This window comes from Chloroflexota bacterium (assembly GCA_026708035.1).
Taxonomy (GTDB): Bacteria; Chloroflexota; UBA11872; order UBA11872; family UBA11872; genus JAJECS01.
In genome coordinates this window covers 130277-153319 of sequence record JAPOVQ010000006.1, presented here as the reverse complement: position 1 = coordinate 153319, position 23043 = coordinate 130277, and the positions used below count along the sequence as shown (strand labels likewise).

The window sequence follows — 23043 nt, the reverse complement described above, 5'->3', positions numbered from 1 at the left end:
ACCGGTGGGAGAGTCGCGGTCGGTCCGATCAGGACCTCAATTGGAGGCGACGCTCGGAATCGAACCGAGGAATAGGGGTTTTGCAGACCCCCGCCTTACCACTTGGCTACGTCGCCCTGGCGGCCCCGAACCGCGCGCCAGAATACCTAACGGCGATTCGGGCCGGTTCAGCCCGTCGCGGCGTTAGCTGCTGTCGAACACGCGCCGGTCCGTGACCATCCATTGGCCGGCCTCGCTCCGAGACATGATGAAGCCCAGAACGGCGCGGTACGCCGGATCACTGCTGATAATGCGCCCGTCGCCCTGGCCGCGCAGCTCGGTTTCCCCCGTCTCGCGAAAGGCGATGAACGCCAACTCGTCTTGTACGCCTGAGTTTTCGCGCAAGACCTCGCGGTCGATGCGGGCGGTGATGTAAACGTTGTTCGCGCGCAAACTTTCGATTTGCTGCCGAATGCTGGCAATGACGTCGTCAGAGAAGTACCGGTTCAGGCCGGTGATCTCAAGCCGTTCCAGGGCATCTTCTTGCGCCTGGGCGGCGCGCATGGCCGTGACGCTGGCGGCGTCGAGGTTCCCGGCCGCGATCGACTCTTGGACCTTGGAATTGATGAACAGACCCGCGATCACGACCGCGGCGATTCCGGCCAGAATGAATCCGACGACGCGGAGGCGCTTGGCTTCCGCTTCCGACGCCTCGATCTCCTCCGAGATCGTCTGGTCGAATTCGGCGACGTTGGCCGCCAGCGTCTTCTGGTCGGCCTCAACCTCGACGATCTCGGCGGTGTCCGACGACAGCGCCAGCGCCGTCGGATCGTTTTCGGGCGGGGCCATTGGCAGGCGCGCAAACACTCCCGTTTCGCGCTGCTCGCGGGCCTTCCAGCGCACGGCGTGCGGCACGGTCCAACGGCCTTCCAGCAGCAGGGTCAGATCGCGGCCGTCGAGCAGGATCTTGCGGCGGTCACGTTCCGGATGCAGCCGCATTTCGCGCGGGAACCCTTGGAGCGCCACGATCAGCGTGCGCCGATCCTGCGCCTGGATGGATTCTTCCGACGTGTCGACCGTCAGCGGGTCGTCACCGGCTTCCCACACGGCCGTGAGGAGGTGCTCGATGCCGCCCATGCGCACGACGCCGCGCACATCGTCGGCGCGGGCTTGGGGCAGACGCAAGATGTCGATTTCGTTGGCCCGCAGCAGCCCGCCGAGGACATTCGCCAGCTTCAGGGGCCGATCCTCTTCCGGACCGCTCATCATGTCGGAGTAGAGCGCAAACATGGCGCCCAAGAGCCGGGTGCGCCGCTCGGCGCCGTCGACATCCGCGGTTGCGCCGTCGATCTCCTCCAATAGCGGCGCCGCAACTCCAAGTGCCTGCGCCGCCGCCGACAGCTCGCCGTATTCGACGGAGTCGACCGGCTCACGCGCTTCCCGTCGGTACAGGACGCTCTCGGTGACCAGGTCCCGCACCACGTCATCGAGGCGGTCGGCCTCGCCGGCCGCGACGATCAATTGGCCGGCGAATGTCTCCCCGTCATCGGCGGGCGCGACTTCGAGGTCGTACTTGGCGGCAACCGCCATCAGCGAGCGCTCGCCATCCACGGGAAGGATCTGCCCAACGGCGGCGGCGAGCCGCGCCGCGGCCTGGCTGTCCGGCGTGCTGTTCATGTTCCTCGCTCCGTCCTAGGGTCCAGGCCCTGCGCCGGCCGCGCCCGTCGCGCGTCGCCGCACATCCGTGACCCTGCTCCATTCTATTCCGTTCGTCGCGCCCGTCATACGCCAATTGGGATATATCTCGCGATAACGGGCATGAGATTGGTGAAAACCACGATCCCCAGCGCGATGAGCAGGATGCCCCCCGCGTGGGTCGCGTAGCCGAGCGCCTGGCCGTGGCGCTGGAGCAGCGCGCGCGTCCACCCGGAGAATGCCCCGGCGGCCGCGAACGGCAGCATCATGCCCAGCGAGTAGGCCAGCAGCAGCAGCGCACCTTCGCCCACGGATGCCGTGGTGGCCGCCAGCACCAGGATCGCTCCGAGGATGGGTCCCACGCAGGGAACCCAGCTGACCGCGAACGTGCCGCCGACCAGGAATGCGCCCGCCACGTGCAGCTGGGAGGACACCTGCGGGCGGAACGCAAAGCCGCGCTGCGCCAGCGGAACCCGCAGCAGCCCCAGGGCCATCAGCCCCAGCAGGATGATCAGCGTGCCGCCCACCCGGTTCAGCCACACCGAATGGTCGGCCAGGGTCTGCGTGAGCGCTCCGAGCGAAGCCCCGAGAATCACGAATACCGACGTGAAACCAACCGTGAAGGCCAAGACGCTTCGCAGCGTCGCGCCGCGGGTCGCGCGGGCGCCCGCCGCGTCTCCGTCGCTCAAGGTGAGGCCGCCGAGATAGAGCACGTAGGCCGGCACCAGCGCGAGCGTGCACGGCGCGATGAACGAGGCCACCCCCGCTCCGAACGCCACCGCCAGGTTGACCGATTGGTCCACGGCGGGAGGCGCTACGCACCGAAAACGAAGGTATAGAGCGACAGGCCGGCGTCGGAGGTGTGCAGCCGCAGCTCACGCGGTCCGGCGTCGCCGTTGCGCAGCAGTCCATAGGTGCCGAAGGCACCTATCTCGACAAACGTCGCGCCGTCGTACCCCGCGAAGACGTGAGCACCGCGCAGCGGTTCCGGAACAGGCATCCCGTCCAGCGTCACCTTCACGAGCACCGGCACTTCCGAGGTCGCCGCCGCGGAAAGGTTCGCCATGCCCGATGTCACGACGACGGTCGCGTCCCAAGCGGTCGATCCCACGTCCGGGTCCGGCTGCACGCGGTCGGACTCCACGGTCCAGCCACCGCGCAGCCCGAGTCTGGCCGCTTCTCCCGTGCCCTCGACGGCCAGGAACCGACCTTCGTCCCACGAGTCACCCGTGAACAGCGCCGTCTGCGCAGGCGCGGCGCCTTCGTCCACGCCGCCCACGGGGATGTGGTCGAGCGAGGCCCCGCCCTCGGTGAGCAGCTCGCGAATGCGGCGTTCCATCTCCGCGTAGGACCCTTCACCGATCACGTCGAACCGGATTCGGCCCTGCTGATCCACCAGGTATTTACGCGGCCAATAGCGATTCTGGTAGGCGCGCCAGGTGCCCCAGTTGTTGTCCATGGCTACCGGCCAGGTCACGTTCAGCCGGATCATGGCCTCGCGCACGTTGGCCTCGACCTGCTCGAACTCAAACTCGGGCGTGTGCACCCCGACGATCTGCAAGCCCTCGGAGGCGTACTTCGCGTGCCAGTCGCGGAGGTAGGGCAGGGTGTTGCGGCAGTTGTAGCAGCCAAAGGTCCACACATCGATCAGCACCACCCGGCCGCGCAGCTCGGCCAGGCTCAGCGCCGGGCTGTTTAGCCACTGGGTGACGCGCACGAACTCGGGCGCCAGCGGCCCCGAAGGCTCGGGCGTTGCCGCTGCCTGGGGCGTGGGCGGCGCCGTCGCCTGCGATGTGGCCGGCGCCGCCCACGACGCCGGGGCTGCGACTTGCGGCGTTGCCGGTACGGCCTGCGCCACCGTGGGCGCGGTCTCGGGCGCGGTCGGTTCGTCCGGTCCGGGAACCACGCTGACGGCCTGCGGCGGCTGCACCACGACAAGGATGACGGCGATGATCGCCACGATGGCGGCGAGGGCCCCCGCCAGACCTAGCCAACGCATTCGATCCGTCATGCTCAATCTCCGCTGCCCGGCGGTGGCGCGCGTCCGACGCTGGGCGGTTGCGCGCGCCCCAAGTGGCCAATGGCGTCTGTAGCGGCCCACCGTGTCGGGCGGGCTTCAGTGGGCGCTCCGTCTCCTTGAATCAGTACGCATTGGGCCCTTGGGTGGATTGTGCAGCGCCGCGTCGGGCTTGTCAGCGAGCGACGGCGTCGTGCTCCAGGGAAGGCAGGCCGTCGATCAGCTCGATCGAGCGTCCCGGATACGCCGGCAGGCGCTCGCCGGGCGTCACGATGCCAGTCAGGTTCAACGGGTCCACGGCGCTGATCCGGACGCGCCGGCCATTCGCCGCCTCGGAGCGGTGGCGGCGCAGGGCCGTCACGGCCTCGGGGAGGGCGTATTGCTCGCCAACGAATCCCGTCACGAATCTCCCGCCGCGGACGGCGCCTCTGGCTTCGAGCTGCCGGAGGGCGCGGAGCACGTCACGCCAGGGCAGCGTGAATGGTTCGCGGCGGCGCAAGTCGCGGAAGACTACGCCGTAGCGCCCCAGCATCACGTGCGCCACGCGCTCGGCCAGGTCGTCGGCCATGGCTTCGGAGTCCGGAGCTGCGGCCAGCAGCGACCATCGGCCGGGTGGTGAGGCCGCCGCGCCGAGGGCGTGCCGGCCGCCCCGGCGTCGCCAGCCACCACGGCGGCGCCGACCGGCCAGCGCGCGCACGCCGTGGAAGCCGTCGGAAGCGACCCACCCGCCGCCGATGAGGGCCCGCAGTCCCTCCTCGACATCGGTCGGCAGACGCCGGAGGGCCGCGGCGATTTCGTCGAAGAACAGCGCGCCGCGGGATTCGAGCAGCCGATGGATCTCGCCGCCGGCGCCCACCGTTGGGGGCAAGGCCGCTTCGACATCCACGCCGCGTGCGGCCGCAAGCAGCAGGGGGAGGTCCCGACGCGGGACAAGGGTGATGGGCGTCGCGCGCGTGGCGGCCAGGGTGTAGCCCGTGATTGGCGCGTGGCCATTGGGGCGCGGCTGCGACAGGCGGCCCCACGCCACCTCGCCGCTCAGGCACAGCTCGTCGAGCCAGCTGGGCTGGAAGTCCCGCACACGGCTCGGAAGCAGCACGCTCTCCCAAGCGGCCACCGGGGCCTCGAATCCCTGGAGCCGCTGGATGGCGGTGCGCAGGCCCGCGCGGCCCTCGAACCGACCGGCGGGCTCGAGTCCCTGCCATTCGACGAGGAAGCGCATGTAGTCCTGCGCCGACACGGGGTCGATGGCCCGCCGCAGCCGGTCGAGCGTGGCCCGGTGCATGCGGGCCAGCAGCCGCCGGTCGCAAAACTCTTCCTCGCCCAGACCCGGCGTGAAGTGCCCGCGCAGCACGAAGCCGCCCGCCTCGAGCTGCACCAACCCGCGCGCCACGTCGTCGGCCGGCAGTCCCGTGCGCCCGGCGAGCTCGTCCGCGGTGAACGGGCCCAGGACCTCGGAATGGCCCCGAAGCAGGAGCTGACGGGCCGATTCGCGGTCGTCGACCGGAAGCTCGGCGCGTGGAGGCAGCCGCACGTCCGGCACGGACGCCTCGGGGTACAGCAGCCGCAGGGCCTGCACGTGCTCCGCCGGTGCCCACAGGTCCGTGTCAGCGACGGAGAAACTGAGTGCCCGGCCGGCCGCGCGCAGCTCGTGGAGCCAGTCGAGCCAATCGCCGACGACCGGTTCGGCAACCGCCACCAAGCTCAGCAGCGCGTCGTGCACCTCCTCCGCATTGCGGGGATCCGGCCAGGCTTCCTCAGCGACTCGTGCGATGGCGTCGGCGTCCAACTGGCCCAGATCCCGCGCGCTTTCGGGCAGCGCCCGCCGCAAGCTGACGGCTCGCGTGCGGCGTTCCTCGATGGGCGCGTCGTCGAGGTAGGTGTAGGGCTTGCCGCTCACGATCTCGTGGGCCATGGGCGAGGGCTCCACGGTGTCTCGCGCGTGCAGCCGGATCTCACCAGACTCGATGTGCTCCAGGATGCCCACGAGCTCCGGCAGGGCCATCGCCTCGGTGAGGCAATCCCGCACCGTTTGCTCGATCAGGGGATGATCCGGAATCTCGAGCGGCCCCGTGACGTTCTCCTGGCAGCCGACTTGGTCGGGGAACACGGCGGCGAGCAGATCGTCGGATCTGAGGCGCTGCAGAAATGGCGGCACGCGCTTCCCGCCGCGCTGGCGCGGCACTGCCAGGGCGCGGGTGACGTTCCAGCGCCAGCGGGTTGGAAACAGCGGCACGTAGAGAATGGCTTGCCGGAGCGATTTCGCCAAGTTGCGCGACGTGACGTAGCGGAAGGTCTCCTCGAGCGGAAACGAGTGCTGCGGACCGAGCGACAGCAGGATGGCATCGTCGTTGGCCGCCGCCTGCAGCTCGAAGTCGAAGCGCACGCAGAAGCGCTTGCGCAGCGCCAGGCCCCAGGCCCGGTTGACACGCTGGCCGAACGGCGCGTGCACCACCAGCTGCATGCCGCCCGAATCGTCGAAGAACCGCTCGTAGACCACATCCTGGTCGGACGGCACCAGGCCCAGACCGTCGCGCGTGGCGCGGACGTAGTCGATCATCTGAGCCGCTGCCGTCGGGGAAAGCGCGCATTCCTGTTGCAGTCGCGCGTGCAGGCGAGATGGATCGTCCAGGCCGTCCGCGATGTCTCGGCGCAGCTGGCCGACTTCTTGCGAAAGCTCACGCGTTCGACCCGGGGCCTCGCCCAGCCAGAAGGGAATCGTGGGCGGCGCTCCCTGGGCGTCGACGACCCGCACGGTGCTCTGCTCCACCCGGCGGATGCGCCACGACGTGCTGCCCAGCAGGAAGATGTCGCCCGCCATGCTCTCCATGGCGAAGTCCTCGTTCACCGATCCCACCACCGCGTCGTCGGGCTCGGCCACGACCTGGTAGTCGCCCAGCTCGGGGATGGTCCCGCCGTTGGTGATGGCGGCGAGGCGGGCGCCCCGCCGTCCCCGCACCATGCCGTGAATGCGATCGCGGTGAATCAACGGCGCGGACCGGCCGGCGCCTTCGCCGATGCCACGGGCGAGCATCTCCGCGATCTCATCGAATTCGTCCCGCGCCAGCTCCGCGAAGGGCTCGGCGGTGCGCATGAGGTCGAACAGTTCGTGTTCCGGCCAGTCCTCGCTGGCGCTTTCGGCCACGATTTGCTGCGCCAGCACGTCGCGCGGCGCCTGGGGCACCTGAATGCGGTCCAGCCGGCCCGCGCGCACCGCCCGAATCAGCGCCGCGGCCTCGATCAGCTCGTCGCGCGTCGTCGGGAACAGTCGCCCGTGGGGGCGCAGGCCCAGGGCGTGCCCGGAGCGCCCGATGCGCTGCACGAACGTCGCAATGCTGCGCGGCGATCCGATCTGGCACACCAGGTCGATGCTGCCGATGTCGATGCCGAGCTCCAGCGAGGCCGTGGCCACCAGTGCCGTGAGGTCGCCGGACTTGAGCCGCTGCTCGACCCGGTGCCGGCGCTCCTTGGAGAGGCTGCCGTGGTGGCTGGCCACCGCCTCGTCGCCCAGCCGCTCGGCCAGGTTGTGCGCCACCCGCTCCGACAGCTTGCGCGTGTTGACGAAAATCAGCGTCGTGCGGTGCGCGGTGACCAGTTCGGCCAGGCGGTCGTAGATCTCGCCCCACTGCTCGCCCGGCGCCACGGCTTCCAGGTCGGTGGGCGGGACTTCGATCGCCAGTTCGAGGTCGCGCTGGTGGCCGAGATCCACGACATCGCACGCCCGCGGCGCCGCATCCGCGTCGACGCCGGTCAGGAATCGCGCGATCCCCTCTATGGGCCGCTGCGTGGCCGAGAGCCCGACCCGCTGCGGCCGCGCGTCGGCAATGTGGTCCAGCCGCGCCAGCGTGAGGGCCAGGTGCGAGCCGCGGCGGTCCCGCGCCAGTGCGTGGATCTCGTCCACGATCACGGTGGTCACGCGGCGCAGCGTTTCGCGGCTGCGCTGCGCGGTGACCATCAGGTAGAGCGACTCGGGGGTGGTGATGAGGATGTGCGGCGGCCGACGCACCAGCTGCTGCCGCTCGTTGGCGGGCGTGTCGCCGGTGCGAAGGCCGGTCCGGATTGGCGGAGGCTCCTGACCCTCCGCGATGGCGCGCCGGCGGATGCCCTCCAGCGGCTCTTCCAGGTTGCGCTGGATGTCGTTGCTGAGAGCCTTCAAGGGCGAGACGTAGACGATCGAGGTTTCGGCCTCGAGGCTCCCGGCCTCGGCCTGACGCACCAGCCGGTCGATCCCGGCCATGAAGGCGGCCAGCGTCTTGCCCGAGCCGGTCGGCGCCGCCAGCAGCGTGTCGCGCCCGCTCATGATCGCGGGCCACCCGGCCGCCTGCGCATCCGTCGGCGAGCCAAACCGCTCGACGAACCAGTCCCGCACGGTGGGGCAAAAGTTGTCGACTAGGCTCGAAAGCTCGACTGCGTTCGTCAGCCGCGGCATGGGGGCATGGTAGCCGCGCCGGAGCCCCTCACCCTAGCCCTCTCCCTGTGGGAGAGGGGACCGGACCGGCGGTCCCGGCCCGCGGGTGGGGCGGGAGTCTTTTGGCGGATGCGTCGCTAATCGGGCGGTTCGTTCGGCTCCTTCTCCCCTGGGGAGAAGGGTGGGATGAGGGGACGTCATCGCCGAAGTGCATGTTGCCCCCGCACCAGTAGCCACCTTCGGGACAGGCTTTTCGCGGGAATGACGGACTCGCGCGCCGACGAACAGTCGCGCCTACGGCTTCGCGCGTCTCCGCCCGATGATCTCGTGCCAGATGCGCGGCAGGCCGTCGTAGCGCACTTTGTCGACGGCCAGGCTCAGGTAGTGGCTCTGCTCCGCCAGGCTGAATTTGCGCGGAAAGTCCAGGTCGCCTGCCACGCCTTCCACGAACGCGGGATAGCGGGCGATGGCCTTGAGGGCTTCGCGCGTGAGGTGGATTGCCCGCTCCAGCTCGTGCACGACCTTGAATCCCGCCTCCTCGATCATCTTGCGGTAGTCCTCGGGCCGGCGATAGGGCAGCGAGCCGCCCTTGTCGTTGCGGCGGGCGCCGGTGAGTCGCATGAAGTGCAGCTTCCACTCGCCGTGTCCCCGCATCGAGTTCGCCACTGCCATCGAGACGGTCGTGAACGTGCTGTTCGACGACAGCAGGGCGCCCTCGCGCGCGATGGCCGCCATGCCGCTGTAGACCTGGCGCTGCCCCTCCTGGTCGGTGATCTCGTGGATGGCGTCGTGAATGCTCAGGCTGTCGGCGCCGTCGGCGGGTAGCTCATCGCCTTGCAGCCGCTCGAGATAGCGCGCGTCGGCTTCCACGAAGCGCAGGTCGATGTTTGACGGTCGGGGCGTGGTGGCCTCGGCGATTTCCAGCGCCTTGGGGCTGCGGTCGATGCCGATGATCGTGCCCCGGAATCCCTGCTTCTCGGCCTCCTCGATCAGGAGCTGCGGCACGAGTCCCGTGCCCGTGGCCAGGTCGACGTGCACGAAGGGATTCGGCATGTGGCGAAACAGCTCTTGCACGAGCTCGCGGTTGACTTGGCGATACTCGGGCACCGCCGCGAAGTGCCCAAAGTGCAGGTCCTCGGGCGAGGGAAGGTCCTTGGCGTCGACAGTCACGTCAGCCGCTCGGCAAGATGGTCGGCATCATGTGCCCGAACGGTGGCTTTGCCACGGTAGGCCAAACGGCATCGCGGCCGAATACGTATGGCTTGATGAAGGCCCCCCACCGGAGTCTTGGCAATGGACGTCAATAGCGCATGTGAAATACGGCGGCCTGACAATGGGGCCACTGACAGTAGCGGCGATGATAGCTCAAGGGCGCGCATGGCTGCTCAAGATGGAGCCGGTCATTGTGGTCAGGGTGAGACACCCCGCCACCGCCGCCGAAGTACGGTCCCGTCCCCCTTGAAAGAGACCCTTGCATAAATGGCCGATCTTCCACGCCCGAGTCTCGGATCCCCCTCACCCCAGCCCTCTCTCTCCAGGGGAGAGGGAGCCGGGCGCGCGCGGAGACAGCAAGCCGCCCCGCGACGCGCGGTGGTGTCGCGCCGCCGTGCGCTTGGGCTGCTGGCGACCGCGGGCGCGGCGGCCGCGCTGGCGGCTTGCGACGACACCCCGTCGACAGCCTCGCCGACCAGGCCCGCCGCTGCCGCCAGAGTGATCGTCACCGCGCCTCCATCGCCAACACCCAGCCCCACGGCCACACCCGCGCCGACGCCAACCGCCGCGCCCACGCCCACACCGACCGCCGAGGCCACGCCGCGGCCGGCGCTTGCCGGCACCCCGGTGCCGGACGACCGCCGGCTATCGGACGAGCAGGCGCAATCGCTGCTTGACGGCCTGCTGCTCGACCCGACCTATCCGGAGGCGCAGGTGGAGCTGGTCGCATACATGGGCACGACCGGCGACGAGCGGCTGATTTCGGTGCTCATCGAGGTCCTGCGGGCGGCGCAGCTTGGGGCGTTTCATCCCGACGCGTGGGACAACGCTCGGCAGGGTCTGTTCCAACTCACCGGCGAACAACACGAATCGTGGGCGGAGTGGGCCGAGTGGTACGCCAGGACCGACCTGACCGCCGTGCCGGGATTCGGCGCCTGGAAAGGCCGCATCTACAGCCGCATCGATCCCCAGTTCGCCCGATTCTTCGACGAGCGCGCGCCCCGCAGCATCCGCTTCGAGGAGATCGTCTGGGGCGGCGTGCGCCTGGACGGCATCCCACCGCTGGAGTCGGCCCCGATGGTCGCGGCCGAGAGTGCGGCCTACCTGGAACCCGACGACGTGGTCTTCGGCGTCGCGATCAACGGCGACTATCGCGCCTATCCGCTCCGTATCCTGGACTGGCACGAGATGGCCAACGACGTTGTGGGCGGCGAGCCCGTGGCGCTGGCCTACTGCACCCTCTGCGGCGCGGGCGTGCTGTTCAGCCGGCGCTACCGCGGCGACGTGCTCAGCATCGGCACGTCGGGTTTCCTGATGCGCAGCAACAAGCTGATGTACGACCGCGGCACGTTCACGCTCTGGAATCAGTTGACCGGTGAGCCCGTGCTTGGGCCGCTGGCGGCCGATCCGGGCCGGCTGGATGTCATCCCCATCGTCACGACCACCTGGGACGCCTGGCGCACGGCCAACCCCACGACCGCGGTTCTCAGCATCAACACGGGCCACCGGCGCGACTATTCGCCCGGCGCGGCCTACGGCGGCTACTTCGCCGGCCCCGACCTGATGTTCCCGGCGCCGACGGCGGATGGCCTGGCCCCCAAGGACCGCGTATTCGCGCTCGTGCTGGGGGACTCCGCCCGCGCCTATGCGGTGGCCGACGTGGTCCAGGCCCGGGTGCTCAACGACACCGTCGCCGACCAGCCGGTGGTGCTCGTCGCGCTCGGGGAGGAACTGACGATCGACGGCATCGACCGGCGGCGGGGCAATGTCTCCTGGAGCGCCGGGGCGGCGGTGCGCGCATTCGAGCGCGCCGAGCGGGAATTCGCGCCGGGCAGCGAACCGCGCACGGTCGTCGACGAGCAAGGAACGGTTTGGCAGGTCACCGAAGAGGCGCTGGTGCGCCCCGACGGCGCTCAGCTCGCCCGCCTACCGGGCCACCTGGCCTACTGGCTCGGCTGGTCGTCCTTCCACCCCGCCACGACGCTTTACGGCGCCGATCAGGGTTAGCGCTTCACGGGAGCTGGCGGCAGGACTTCCTCGAGCGGCGTCAGCGGCTGCCCGGGGTCCGGCGACCGGTCGAAGGCCCCATCCGGGCCGAACGGATTCAAGCGTGAGCCGCTCGAGCTGGCCACGCCCAGACTCAGCGCCTCCGGATCGCCGAGCTCCGACACGGGCAACCAAAAGAGCACGACGGCCTCGGCGAGGATCGCCGCGCCGCCGGTCGGCGTGCGTTCAAACTCCGGCCCGAAGGTGCGAACAAGCCGCCAGCCGCTACGCGTTTCCTCGATCCGATAGTTCTGGTCGGCGCTCTCCAGCACATCGCGGGAGATCATAGGCAGCTGCGGAGGGTCGTTTGCCGGGTCGCCGTCGTCGAACACGGCCCAGAAGGTGTGGAAGTGACTGTCGTCGTCCGGGCGAAGCTCGTCGACGAGCGCCATCCAGACCACGAGATACTGTCCGGGAGCGACTTCGGTGGCGCCGCAGACCACACCGGGATTCGCCGGGCCGCAGGACAGCGTCCCGTCCGGTCCGAACAGCTCGCGCGCCCCTGAGTCGCTCAGGTCGACCACTCCGGCGCCCCAGGTGTCGATATCAATCGTGGAATCGCTGCGCACGTTCGCGCTGTCTAGATCGGGGTGGAACAAGTCGCCGCTGCCGTCGCGCGCCTCGGTGCCCGGCAACGCGCCGAGCTCGGGAAGCAGCCGAACCAACTCCCGGAGGGCCCCCTCCTGGCCGCTCGCGGTTGCCGGGTCGGGCAGGTTGGCATCTACGTTGGCGCCCGTCTGTACGGCGATCAGCCTCGAGACCGCCGTTGCGAACTCCTCCGGAGTGAGCAACTGCGCATCCTGCGGCGCCGTGATGGCGACGTCGGCGTTCCAGTCGATGAGCATGTCGTAGAAGCCGGGGAATCCCTCGGGTCGCAGGCGCATCACCACCGGCAGATATGTCTCCGTGTCAACCAGCAGCTCCGCGAATTGCCCTTCTCCAAAGTCGGGGAGTTGGAGGAGAAAGCACGTTCCGCCGTCCGGGCACCCGACCGTGCCGATGACGCTGTAGCCGGGATCGTCGCCCGAGACGCCGAGGGCCTCGAGATCTTCAATCGCCGTCCCCATGGCGGCGGAAGGCAAGCCGAGGTCGTCGGCGACGATCGACCCCACCCACGGAGTCCAGTTGCCGTCGGCGTCTTGGCCACGGGCAAATGCCGTGGTTTCAACTCGAAGCATCTCGATGCTCAGCGGGCGGCCTGAAGACGCGCTGGTAATCAGCGTGCGCATCGTGTCGCCCGCCGGCCCGGTCTCGACCATCAGCGTGAGCTCCCCTGGTTTGAAGAGCGGCGGGCCCATATCAATCGATACCCGGGTGGCGTTTCCGGCGACGTTCTGGAGGGCGTCCTCGAACCGGCTGGCATCGAAGCCCACGGCTTGGGCGCGGCCGAGCGAGGCATCGGCGGGCGCCGCCGGCGAGGGCTGCGGCGTTGACGCCGGAGTGGCGGTCGGTTGGGGTGTTGCCGTTGGGGTTGCGGTGGGAGTTGGCGTGGTCGTGTCCGGCTGCGGTGTCGGGGAAAGCGCCGCCTCCGCCGTGGGCGCCGGCGTGGCCGCCTCGGGTGGAGGGGCGTCCTCGCCGCAGGCCGCAACGGCGAGCATGACCACGGTTCCAAGGGCCAGGGTGACGACGCTGACCGTGCGGCGGATGCCCGGCGCCTTCCCTGGCACCAACGTATCAATCATTGGGCGGAGTCTCTTCGTGTAGCGCATGAAGCCGAACTACGACGCCAATTGCACGGCGTGAGCATAGCCGCTGCCCGAGCAGCCCCAGCCTGGCGAGTCTCGAACGCCACGCCGCGACCCGCGTGCCATGTGGGAACGGCGGCGGGAATGCGCTCCCTAGAACCCCACCTCGTCCAGCGGCGTCAGCGGCTGCTGTGGCTCGGGTGACCGGTCGAGGGTTCCGTCCACGCCAGATGGATCTTCGACGGGACCGCTGAAGCTGGCCACGCCCAGGCTCAAGGCGTCCAGATCGCCAAGCTCCGACACCGGCACCCAGAAGACCACGACGTTCGTCAGGATCATGGCCGCGCCATCGGTCGGCATGGGCTGCAGCTGCGGGCCGAAGGTGCGGCGTAGCTCCCAGCCGCCCGGAATTGCCGCAATCCAGTAGTGCGTGTCGCTACCGTCCAGCACATCATTGGCGAACTGTGGCAGCGCCTCCCAGTCGTTCGCCGGATCGCCGTCCTGGAACAGGGCCCAGAAGGTGCGAATGAAAGCGGCGTCGTCGAGCGGCACCGGTTCGAGCATCTCGCTCCAGATCAGCAGGTAGTCCCCCGGGGCGACGCCATCCGCGCCGCAGGCGACCACCGGATCCAGCGAGCCGCAGGGGAATTCGCCGTCCGGCCCGAACAGCTCGCGCGCCGTGGCCTCGGCCAGCTCAATCCGTCCCGCGCCCCAGTTCCAGATGTCCACCGTGGGGTCGAAGCGCACCGGCGAAATGCCTGGGTCGCCGTGGAAAAGATCTCCCCTGTCGTCGAGAGCCTCTCCATAGAGCGATGCACCCAACGCCAGCCACAACGCCGATCGCTGGGTGTCGACGACTGCCTCGACCGGTAATTCTCTGACTACCTCCCGAGTGACGATTGTCTCGACTGGCACTTCCTTGACGATTTCCTTGGTGACGACAGTCTCCGCCGGCACTTCTCTGATGGTCTCTTGGCCGACGATGGTGGCGGTCGGCGGGGGCGACCCTTGTGCGAGGCCCATCATGCTAAAGAAGAAGCTGGCATAGGTGAGGGCGAACTCATCGTGGGAGACAAGCCGCGCGTCAGCCGGCGCGCTGATCGAAACCTCGGCGTTCCACTCGATCAGCGACTCGACGTCCGTGTCGAGATCCTCGCCGACGGCCGGGCGGCGAGACATCACGGGCAAATAGGTCTCGGTATCGACCAGCAGCCGCACCGAGGTGTCCTCAGGACTGGTGAGCACGAAGCACTGCCGGCCGTCGCCGCAGGCCTCCACGCCGACTGCCACGATGGGCGCCTGGTCGTCGCCGGGGATTATGTCGTCAACAAGGTCGCCTGATCCGATGGCGTCGACCAGCGCCGGCGCGCTCGCAGTGATCCTGGTCGCTACCCACGGGCTCTCGATGCCCGTCAGATCTACTCCGCGCAGGTACTGCGTGTCGCCGATCACGATCAGCTCGAGGCTCACTTCTTGGTCGTCCGCACCGAATGACATCAGCATTCGCGCCGCATCGTCCCCCGGCACGACCTCGAGTGTCACCGCGATGTCGCCCTCGACCATCGGCAGCAGGCCGGCCTCGGTGGAGAGTCGCAGCGACTCGAGCGGATTGCTCGCAATGGCTTGGTGCAGTCGGCTGCGATCGAAGTCGGACGCGTCGAGGGCCGCGGCAGTCGGCTCGGGCGTCGGAGTTGGCGAAGGCGTGGCCGTGGGACTCGGGCTCGGGGTCGGCGTGGGCGTCGGCGTCGCCGTTGGCGCGATCGTCGGGGTGGGAGTGGCCGTGGCGGTTGGGCTTGGGCTCGGCGTCGCCGTTGGCGCGGCCGTCGGCGTAGGAGAGGCCGTGGCGGTTGGCGCTGCCGTCACGGCTGCGGGCGTCTGGGGCGTTGGCGAAGGCGCCGCAGCCTCGACGGTCGGGGTCGGAGTGGCCGGCTCCGGCGGAGGCTCGTCCTCGCCGCACCCAACGACGGCCAGCGTCAGGAGCGTCCCTATCGCCAGCATTCCCGCCCACGCCGCGACACGAGATTGCGGCATCGACTTATCCATGCGACCGCATCCCTGGCATTGAGTCGAGATTGCCTGCGCCGTGCAGCGTCTCATTACCCAGGGCGAACGGCAGATCCTAAGCATAGTCACACGGTCAAATCAGCAACACCGCGACGAATCTCGCCCGCGGCAGCTCGCGCTGCGTGCAGCGTGGGACCGGTTGCGGGAAGTGCGCTCCCTAGAACCCCACCTCGTCGAGCGGCGTCAGCGGCTGCTGCGGCTCGGGTGACCGGTCGAGGGTTCCGTTCACGCCGTAGGGGTCTTCCACGGGGCCGCTGAAACTGGCCACGCCCAGGCTGAGGGCGTCCAGATCGCCAAGCTCCGACACCGGCACCCAGAAGACCACGACGTTCGCCAGGATCATGGCCGCGCCATCGGTCGGCCGCGGCTCCAACTGTGGGCCGAAGGTGCGGCGCAACTCCCAGCCGTCCGGTATTGCCGCAATCCAGTAGTGCGAGTCGCTGCCGTCCAGCACGTCGTTGGCGAACTGCGGCAGCGCCTCCCAATCGTTTGCCGGGTCGCCGTCCTGGAACAGGGCCCAGAAGGTGCGAACGTAGGCGGCGTCATCCAGCGGGACCGGGTCTAGCATTTCGCTCCAGATCAGCAGGTAGGTCCCGGGACCTACGCCATCCGCGCCGCAGGCGACCACCGGATCCAGCGAGCCGCAGGGGAATGCGCCGTCCGGCCCGAACAGCTCATCCGCCGTGGCCTCCGCCAGCTCAATGCTCCCTGCGCCCCAGTTCCAGATGTCCACCGTGGGGTCGTAGCGCACCGGCGAGACGCCGGGGTCGCCGTGGAACAGATCGCCGGTCTCGTCGAGCGCCTCTCCATAGGGCGACGCGCCGAGCTCCAGCCACAAGGCGGCGCGCTCGTCGGGGGCCACGATTTCAACGGCGGTTCCGGGCTGTCCCCCGGTACTGGGCGGCAGGGTCGGTCCCTGCGTAATGCCCGCCGAGCCAAAGAAGAATCCGATCAGGGCGAGGCCGAATTCGTCGGGGGACACGCGCTGCGAGTCTTCCGGCGCGCTGATCGAGATATCGGCGTTCCATTCCAAGCGCATCTCAACGTCCGTTCCGAAGCCCTCGCCGAGCGCGGGGCCGCGAAATGCGACGGGCAGATAGGTCTCGGCATCCACCAGCAGCTGCACCCAGGCTTCCTCGGGACTTGTGAGCACAAAGCACTGCCGGCCGTCGCCGCAGGCCTCCACGCCGACCGCTTCGATGGGCGCCTGGTCGTCGTCGGGAATCATGTCGTCCAGCAGGTCACCGGCGCCCAGCGCGTCGATAAGCGCCGGTTCACCGGGGTTGATCGACGACGCCAGCCACGGGCTCTCGGTTCCGTCCGGATCCACGGTGCGGAAGTACTGGGTGTCGCCGATCACGATCAGCTCGAGGCTCAGTTGCTGGTCATCCGCCCCAAGCACCATCAGCATTCGGATGGCCTCGTCGGCGAGCACGAGCTCGAGCGTCACCGCGATCTCGCCCTCGACCATGGGAATCAGGCGAGCCTGGGTCGTCATGCGAACCGTCTCCGGCGTGTTGTTCGCGACGGCCTCGTGCAGCCGATCTCGGTCGAAGTCGGACGCGTCGAGAGCCTCGGCAGTCGGCTCCGGCGTGGGAGTCGGCGAAGGCGTGGCCGTGGGGCTTGGGCTTGGAGTCGGCGTTGGGGTTGGAGTCTCCGTGGGCGTGATCGTCGGGGTGGGAGTGGCCGTTGGCGCGGCGGTGAGTGCCGCTGTCACGGGTGCGGTGGGCGTGGGCGGCTGCGGCGCGGGCGAAGGCGCCGCGGCCGCGACGGTCGGCGTGGCCGGCTCCGGCGGCGGCTCGTCCTCACCGCAGGCCGCTACAGCCAGCAGCATGACTGCGATTCCGACCATCAGCGCTGCCATCCAGGCCGCGCGGCCAGGCTGCGCCCGGCCTCGTCCGCCTCGCAGACGTATCCGGGACCGCCAGCCGCTAGAAATGTCGGCAAAGTGCATGGAGCCGTTCACCGGCGTGAAAGCCACGCTTCGAGCATAGCCTCGTCCCAGGCACGCCAGTGTGACGAATCCGGCGAAAGAGGGCCGCCTGTCGTGCTGGGCTGCCGATGCGGTGACATACGCCCTGGCGCCGAGTTCGACATTCCGAACGCAGTGAGGAATCTAAGGACGTTGGGATTTCTCGCCGCCCCTTAGACACCTTGCTGCGCTCGGAGTGACACGGTGGCCGGTTCGGGCGCGTCGATTGGTGGTAAAGCGCGAGCAACGACAAGCGGAACTGTGACCGACCCGCTCTATGGCGAAAAGTCCATCTCCGGCGTCAGTCGTTGGGCGAAAGCCGCCAGGAGATTCGCGGCCTGGTTGGCCACGTCGAGCGAGATGATTTCCGACGGCGTGTGCATGTAGCGCAGCGGCACGCTCACCAGACCCGTCGCCACGCCCGCGCGTGAGAGTTGCATGGCGTTGGCGTCCGTGCCTGTTCCGCGGGGCTCAGCCTCGATCTGGACTTCCATCCCGAGCGCCTCGGCGCTCTCCATGAGCAGCCGCTCCACCACGGGGTTCACGTTGGCGCCGCGGGTGATGACCGGACCGCCGTCCAGGCTGATGTCGCCGGCGGTGATCTTGCTCACGTTGGGATGGTCGGTGGCGTGGGTCACGTCGACCGCCACGCCGACCAACGGGTCGATGCCAAACGCGCTCGTCATAGCGCCGCGCAGGCCAATCTCTTCCTGCACCGTGGCCACGGATACCACCTCCGCCGAGCAGTTGGCGGCGTCGATGCGGCGCAGGGCCTCGGCCACCACCCAGGCGCCAATCTTGTTGTCGAAGGCCCGCGCCACGCCCAGCCCGTTGCGCAGCGGTTGCATGCCGAGCTCATAGGTCACCGCGTCGCCCACGCGCACCAACGACTCGGCCTCGGCCTTGCCCTTCACGCCGACGTCGATCCAGATGTCCTCGACCTTTTGCGCCGCGCCGCGCTTGTCTCGCGGCGTCAGGTGAACGGCCAGTCTTCCGGTCACTCCGCGCACCGGGCCGTCCTGGGTGTGGACGATCACGCGCCGCCCCGAGATCAGGCTCGGGTCGTGACCGCCGATGGTGTTGAAGTACAGAAACCCCTGGTCCGAGATGTAGTTGACTTGCAGGCCCAGCTCGTCGCAGTGCCCGGCGAACATCAGCCTGGGGCTGCCGCCCGGATTTCGTGTCGCAATGACGTTGCCGTGGACGTCGCCGCGCACCTCGTCGGCGAACTCGGCGACAGTGTCGTGCCAGACCCGGCGCACCGCCTGCTCGTAGCCGGACGGGCTTGGCGCGTCGATCAGCCGCTGCAGGAACTCCCGGCCCGCGTCGTCCATCCGGCGCGCTAGCCGTTCTCGGCGGCCGCCTCGGCGACGAGGCGATCCTGCACGTGCGGCGGCACTTCCTGGTAGCGAACGAAGGCGCTGGTGAACTGTCCCCGTCCCTGCGTGATCGAGCGCAGGTCGGTGGCGTAGCGCTGCACCTCCGCCTTTGGTACCTCGACTTCGACGATCGTGGCGCCGTCGTAATCGGCGGGATTCATGCCCAGCACGTGCCCGCGCCGCGCGCTGATGTCGCCGATCACGTCACCCGTGTTCAGGTCCGGGATTTCGATGGCGAGCTTGACAATCGGCTCCAGGATCACGGGGCTGGCTTGGTGGTAGCCGTCCTCCACCGCCAGCCGGGCGGCGTTGCGGAAGGACTCGTCGGACGAGTCGACGTCGTGGTATTGCCCGTCGAACGCCGCCGCCTTGATGTCCACCACGGGGTATCCCGCCAGCGAGCCACTGGCAAAGCACTCGACGAGCCCCTTCTCCACGGCGGGCAGGTATTGCCTGGGAATCGCGCCGCCCTTGATGCGGTCCGCGAACTCGAAGCCCGCGCCTCGCTCCCGCGGGGAGAACTCGATGTGCACGTCCCCGAACTGCCCGCGACCGCCGGATTGCCGCTTGTGCCGCCCATGCGCGTTCACAGTCTTGCGAATGGTCTCGAGATAGGGCACCCGCGGCACGTCGGACAACAGGTTCACGCCGAACTTGCGCCGGATGCGCTCGAGGCTGATATGCACGTGCGACTCGCCCAGACCGGCCAGGATGGTCTCTCCGGTCTGCTCGTCGCGCCCCACGCGCAGCGACGGGTCCTCCTCCGCGATTCGCGCGAGCACCTGGCCCATCTTGTCCAGGTCGGCCTGGGTCGCCGGCGTGATGGCGGCCTCGAACAGCGGCGTGGGCATGTCCAGCGCGCCCATCTTGTCCGCGGAGCCGTCCGACACCAGCGTGTCACCGGTGGCGACGTTCTCCAGCTTGGTGACGAACGCGATGTCGCCGGCCACGACGACTCGCGCTTGCTCGCCGCCCTTGCCGACGGGGTATTGGAAGCCCGAGAGCCGCTCGTTCCGGCCGCTGGTCTGGTTGCGCAACTCGACGTCCCCCGAGATCGTCCCGGTGTAGAGGCGCAGCAGGGACACCTTGCCCACGAACGGGTCGGCGAGGGTCTTGAACACCTGGGCGACGACCGGCCCGTCGCTTGCGAAGTCAATGGTCGCGCCGTTTGCGGTGGGCGCGACGGGCAGGTCCGACGGCGCCGGCAACACGGCGGTGATGGCGTCGAGCAATTCGCGCGCGCCGTGGGTCGCCGTGGCGGCGGTAAACACGACGGGGTAGACCTCTCCGGCGCGCACGCCTTCCCGCAGCGCCCGCTCGAGATCGCTGCGCTCGAGCTCTTCGCCCTCCAGATACTTTTCAAGCAGGTCGTCGTCGGTGGCGGCCACCGCGTCGGTGAGTTGCTCGCGCGCGATCTCGACCGTCTCGGCCAACTCGTCAGGCACCGGGATCGGCTCGCTGCCGCTGTCGGTGAACGCGCGGGCCGTGCCGTCAAGTAGATCGACCACGCCGTCGAACGCCGGCGCGTCGCCCAGCGGGATCTGGATGGGGGCGATGGCCGCGCCAAACTTGTCGCGCAGCTCCTGGACGACGTTTTCCCAGTTCACGTTTTCGCGGTCCATGCGATTCACGACCACGAGTCGCGGGCGGTCCCGTCGGTCGACGAGCCGCCACACGATTTCGGTGCCGACCTGAATGCCAGCGGTGGCGTCGATCACCACGATCGCCGCATCCGCCGCCCGCAGACCCGAGACCACGTCGCCGATGAAGTCCGGATATCCCGGCGTATCGATGACGTTGACCGTGGCGCCGCGCCAGGGGCAGGGCACGACCGAAAGGTTGATCGACATGCCCCGTTCCACCTCGTCCGGGTCGAAGTCGGAGATGGTGTTGCCGTCTTCCACCCGACCAAGACGCGAAGTCTGCCCGGTCACGAAGGCCATGGCCTCGGTGAGCGAGGTCTTGCCGGCGCCGCTGTGCGCCACGAACACCACGTTCCGGATCGTGTCGCTGTTGTCCCGATCCATGGCCGTGAGTTCCTTCGGGCTGGGCACGCCACAAGGCGCGCGGCGCGGGGGAGCGCCATTATATCGGCGAGTCCCTACAATCACGCACCCGAGCGGCACGGCGGATCTGGAGCCCCGGTCACCATGTCTGGTCGAAAGCGCATCGTCGTCAAGTGCGGCACGCAGCTGCTCACGACGCCTGCCGGCCTCAACGAGCCCTACATCGAGCAGATCGCGGCGCAGATTTCCTCGCTCATGCGGGGTGGCGCCGAGGTGGTGCTCGTGTCCTCAGGGGCGGTGGCGGCAGGACGCGCCAGGCTCCACCTGCAAGGCAATCAGCTCACCACGCGCCAGGTCCTGGCCGCCGTGGGACAGGCGCCGCTCATCGCCCGCTACGGCACGGTGTTCGCGGCGCACGACATCACCGTGGCGCAGACGTTGATGTCCCGCGCCGACCTGACCACGCGCGACGGGTTTCTCAACGCGCGCAACGCCCTCACCGGCTTGCTGGATCAGGGCGTGTTGCCGATCGCCAACGAGAACGACGTGGTTGCGACGGAGGAGCTGCGGTTTGGCGACAACGACCCGCTGTCGGCCCTGATTGCGCAGCTGGTTGACGCCGATCTGCTGATCCTGCTCACGGCAACCGACGGTCTCTATACCGGGGATCCTCGTCGCCATCCGGACGCGGAGCTGATTCGGGACGGACATGCGATAACGGACGAGTTGTTGGCCAGCGCCGCGGGAGCGGCCGGCGCCGGCGGCTCGGGAGGCGTCCGATCGAAGGTCGAGGCGGCTCGCAGCGCTAGCTTCGACGGTATCGAGGTCGTCGTCGCCAGCGGCAACGAGCCCGACGTCCTTTCGCGCATCGCTGCCGGCGAGCGCATCGGCACGCGATTTGCGCCGCGACCAGTGACCCGCACCAGCCGAGCCCGCTGGCTCAGCTCCGCGGCCACCGAGCGCGGCACCCTGCGCGTCGACGGAGGCGCCAAGGAAGCGCTCACCGATGCTGGGCGGAGCCTGCTTCCCGCCGGCATCTGCGCCGTGGATGGCGACTTCATCCGGGGTGACGTGGTGGCGGTGGCCGGGCCCGATGAACGAGTCTTCGCCCGCGGACTCGTAAACTATGCCTCGCACGACTTGGTGCGGATCTTGGGTCGGCCGTCACACTTGATTGCGTCGATCCTCGATTACGACCACGGGGCGGAAGCCGTGCATCGCAATAACCTGGTCTTGCTCGACAGTGCCCACGCCTGACCGAGGAGGTCGTCATCAACGCCGCAATTGACGCGCCAACCGCCGTTCGGCCGAGCGTTCCCGATCTGGTCGCGGCGGCGCGCCGCGCCGCGCGTGAAGTCGCCAAGCTGGACGCCGACGCCAAGAACCAGGCGCTCGAGGCGATGGCCGCGGCGCTCCGAGCCGAGCAGACCGATGTGCTGGCGGCAAACGCGCGGGACGTGGCGCAAGCGCGTGCCGCGGGTCGTGAGGACGCCTATATCGACCGTCTCACGCTTACACCGGCGCGGATCGACGGGATCGCGGACGCGCTCGGCACGGTGATCGGTCTCCCCGACCCGGTGGGCGAGTCGGTCGACGCGCGTCGGTTGCCCAACGGCCTGGAGGTGGCCCGACGTCGCGTGCCGCTGGGGGTGATCGGGGCAGTCTTCGAGTCGCGCCCCAACGTGGCCATCGATATCTCGGCCTTGGGCCTCAAGTCCGGCAACGCGGTGATTCTGCGCGGCGGCAGCGAGTCCCAGCACAGCACCGGCGCGCTGGTTCGGCTGGCGCGCGAGGCGCTGCAGGCGGCCGGCGTGCCGGCCGACGCGATTCAGGCCATCACCAATCCCGACCGGGACCTGGTGCGCGAGCTGTTGCAGGCGCGCCATGGCGTGGATGTCGTGGTGCCTCGCGGCGGCCAAGGGCTGATCGAATTCGTGACCAAGACGGCTTCGGTGCCGGTGATCGAAACCGGCTGGGGCGTGTGCCACACCTATGTGGACGCAGGCGCCGATCTGGCGGCGGCCGAGCGCATCGTGGTGAACGCCAAGACCCGGCGGCCGTCGATCTGCAACGCCCTCGACACCCTGCTGGTCGATCGATCGGTGGCGTCGGAGTTCGTGCCGACCGTGGGGCAGGCCCTGGCGGACAAGGACGTGGAGATGCACGCTGACGCCGAGGCGCTGCCGCTCCTGGACGGCCTTGCCCGGGTTGTGAACCTAACGGGCGATGACCTGGACACCGAATGGCAAGACCTGCGCATGTCGGTGGTCGTCGTGGACGGCATCGATGAGGCGCTGGACCACATCCAGACGCACGGATCGGGCCACTCGGAGGCGATCGTGACCCGCTCGCTCACCAATGCCGAGCGCTTCCTCGACGAGGTCGACGCGGCGGCGGTGTACGTGAACGCGTCCACCCAGTTCACGGACGGCGGCGAGTTCGGACTCGGCGCCGAGGTGGGCATCAGCACCCAGAAGCTGCACGCCCGGGGGCCGATGGGCCTGCGCGAGCTGACCACGTACAAATGGGTCGTGCGCGGCGATGGGCACGTCCGCCCGCTCTGACCGTCTGCCGCCGATCTCT

13 protein-coding genes and 1 tRNA gene are annotated in these 23043 nt (G+C 69.0%); 3 read left to right on the top strand and 11 right to left on the bottom strand.

The features are described 5' to 3' along the window. Positions 1-41: 41 nt before the first annotated feature. The 6 genes from OXG33_02385 to OXG33_02360 all read right to left on the bottom strand — a co-directional run bounded on the left by OXG33_02385 (position 42) and on the right by OXG33_02360 (position 9266). Positions 42-116, bottom strand: a tRNA-Cys gene (locus OXG33_02385). A 67-nt stretch (positions 117-183) separates the two neighbouring features. Next, positions 184-1656: a hypothetical protein gene (locus tag OXG33_02380; protein MCY4112773.1), complete on the bottom strand. Its 1473-nt coding sequence runs from the start codon at positions 1654-1656 to the stop codon at positions 184-186. Between the two features lie 104 nt (positions 1657-1760). Continuing rightward, a complete protein-coding gene (locus OXG33_02375) occupies positions 1761-2477 on the bottom strand; it encodes a sulfite exporter TauE/SafE family protein (GenBank protein ID MCY4112772.1) in 717 nt (238 codons plus the stop codon). A gap of 11 nt (positions 2478-2488) precedes the next feature. Further along, positions 2489-3685 carry a redoxin domain-containing protein gene (locus tag OXG33_02370; GenBank protein ID MCY4112771.1) on the bottom strand — a complete coding sequence of 399 codons (1197 nt, stop codon included), beginning with the start codon at positions 3683-3685 and terminating at the stop codon, positions 2489-2491. A 181-nt stretch (positions 3686-3866) separates the two neighbouring features. Beyond that, complete coding sequence (locus tag OXG33_02365; protein ID MCY4112770.1) at positions 3867-8117, bottom strand: DEAD/DEAH box helicase; 4251 nt, start codon at positions 8115-8117, stop codon at positions 3867-3869. A gap of 273 nt (positions 8118-8390) precedes the next feature. Next, positions 8391-9266 carry a class I SAM-dependent methyltransferase gene (locus tag OXG33_02360; GenBank protein MCY4112769.1) on the bottom strand — a complete coding sequence of 292 codons (876 nt, stop codon included), beginning with the start codon at positions 9264-9266 and terminating at the stop codon, positions 8391-8393. A 423-nt stretch (positions 9267-9689) separates the two neighbouring features. Between OXG33_02360 and OXG33_02355 the strand changes: the two genes are divergently transcribed. Beyond that, positions 9690-11315, top strand: coding sequence for a DUF3179 domain-containing protein (locus OXG33_02355; GenBank protein ID MCY4112768.1), 1626 nt, complete (start codon positions 9690-9692; stop codon positions 11313-11315). Here the strand turns inward: OXG33_02355 and OXG33_02350 are convergent. The 5 genes from OXG33_02350 to fusA all read right to left on the bottom strand — a co-directional run bounded on the left by OXG33_02350 (position 11312) and on the right by fusA (position 20481). Then, on the bottom strand, positions 11312-13036 hold the full coding sequence (locus tag OXG33_02350) for a hypothetical protein (GenBank protein ID MCY4112767.1): 1725 nt from the start codon (positions 13034-13036) through the stop codon (positions 11312-11314). The genes OXG33_02355 and OXG33_02350 overlap by 4 nt on opposite strands. 156 nt (positions 13037-13192) lie before the next feature. After that, positions 13193-15070, bottom strand: coding sequence for a hypothetical protein (locus OXG33_02345; GenBank protein ID MCY4112766.1), 1878 nt, complete (start codon positions 15068-15070; stop codon positions 13193-13195). 190 nt (positions 15071-15260) lie between these two features. After that, positions 15261-16937, bottom strand: a complete 1677-nt coding sequence (locus tag OXG33_02340; protein MCY4112765.1) for a hypothetical protein — start codon at positions 16935-16937, stop codon at positions 15261-15263. A 413-nt stretch (positions 16938-17350) separates the two neighbouring features. Continuing rightward, positions 17351-18409: a M42 family metallopeptidase gene (locus tag OXG33_02335; protein ID MCY4112764.1), complete on the bottom strand. Its 1059-nt coding sequence runs from the start codon at positions 18407-18409 to the stop codon at positions 17351-17353. An 8-nt stretch (positions 18410-18417) separates the two neighbouring features. Beyond that, positions 18418-20481: an elongation factor G gene (fusA, locus tag OXG33_02330; GenBank protein MCY4112763.1), complete on the bottom strand. Its 2064-nt coding sequence runs from the start codon at positions 20479-20481 to the stop codon at positions 18418-18420. A gap of 123 nt (positions 20482-20604) precedes the next feature. On the opposite strand from fusA, the gene proB reads away from it, so the two are divergent. Beyond that, the gene (gene proB / locus OXG33_02325; GenBank protein MCY4112762.1) at positions 20605-21717 is read left to right on the top strand and encodes a glutamate 5-kinase; all 1113 of its coding nucleotides are present in this window, start codon (positions 20605-20607) and stop codon (positions 21715-21717) included. Between the two features lie 26 nt (positions 21718-21743). Further along, on the top strand, positions 21744-23024 hold the full coding sequence (locus OXG33_02320; protein MCY4112761.1) for a glutamate-5-semialdehyde dehydrogenase: 1281 nt from the start codon (positions 21744-21746) through the stop codon (positions 23022-23024). Positions 23025-23043 lie beyond the last annotated feature (19 nt).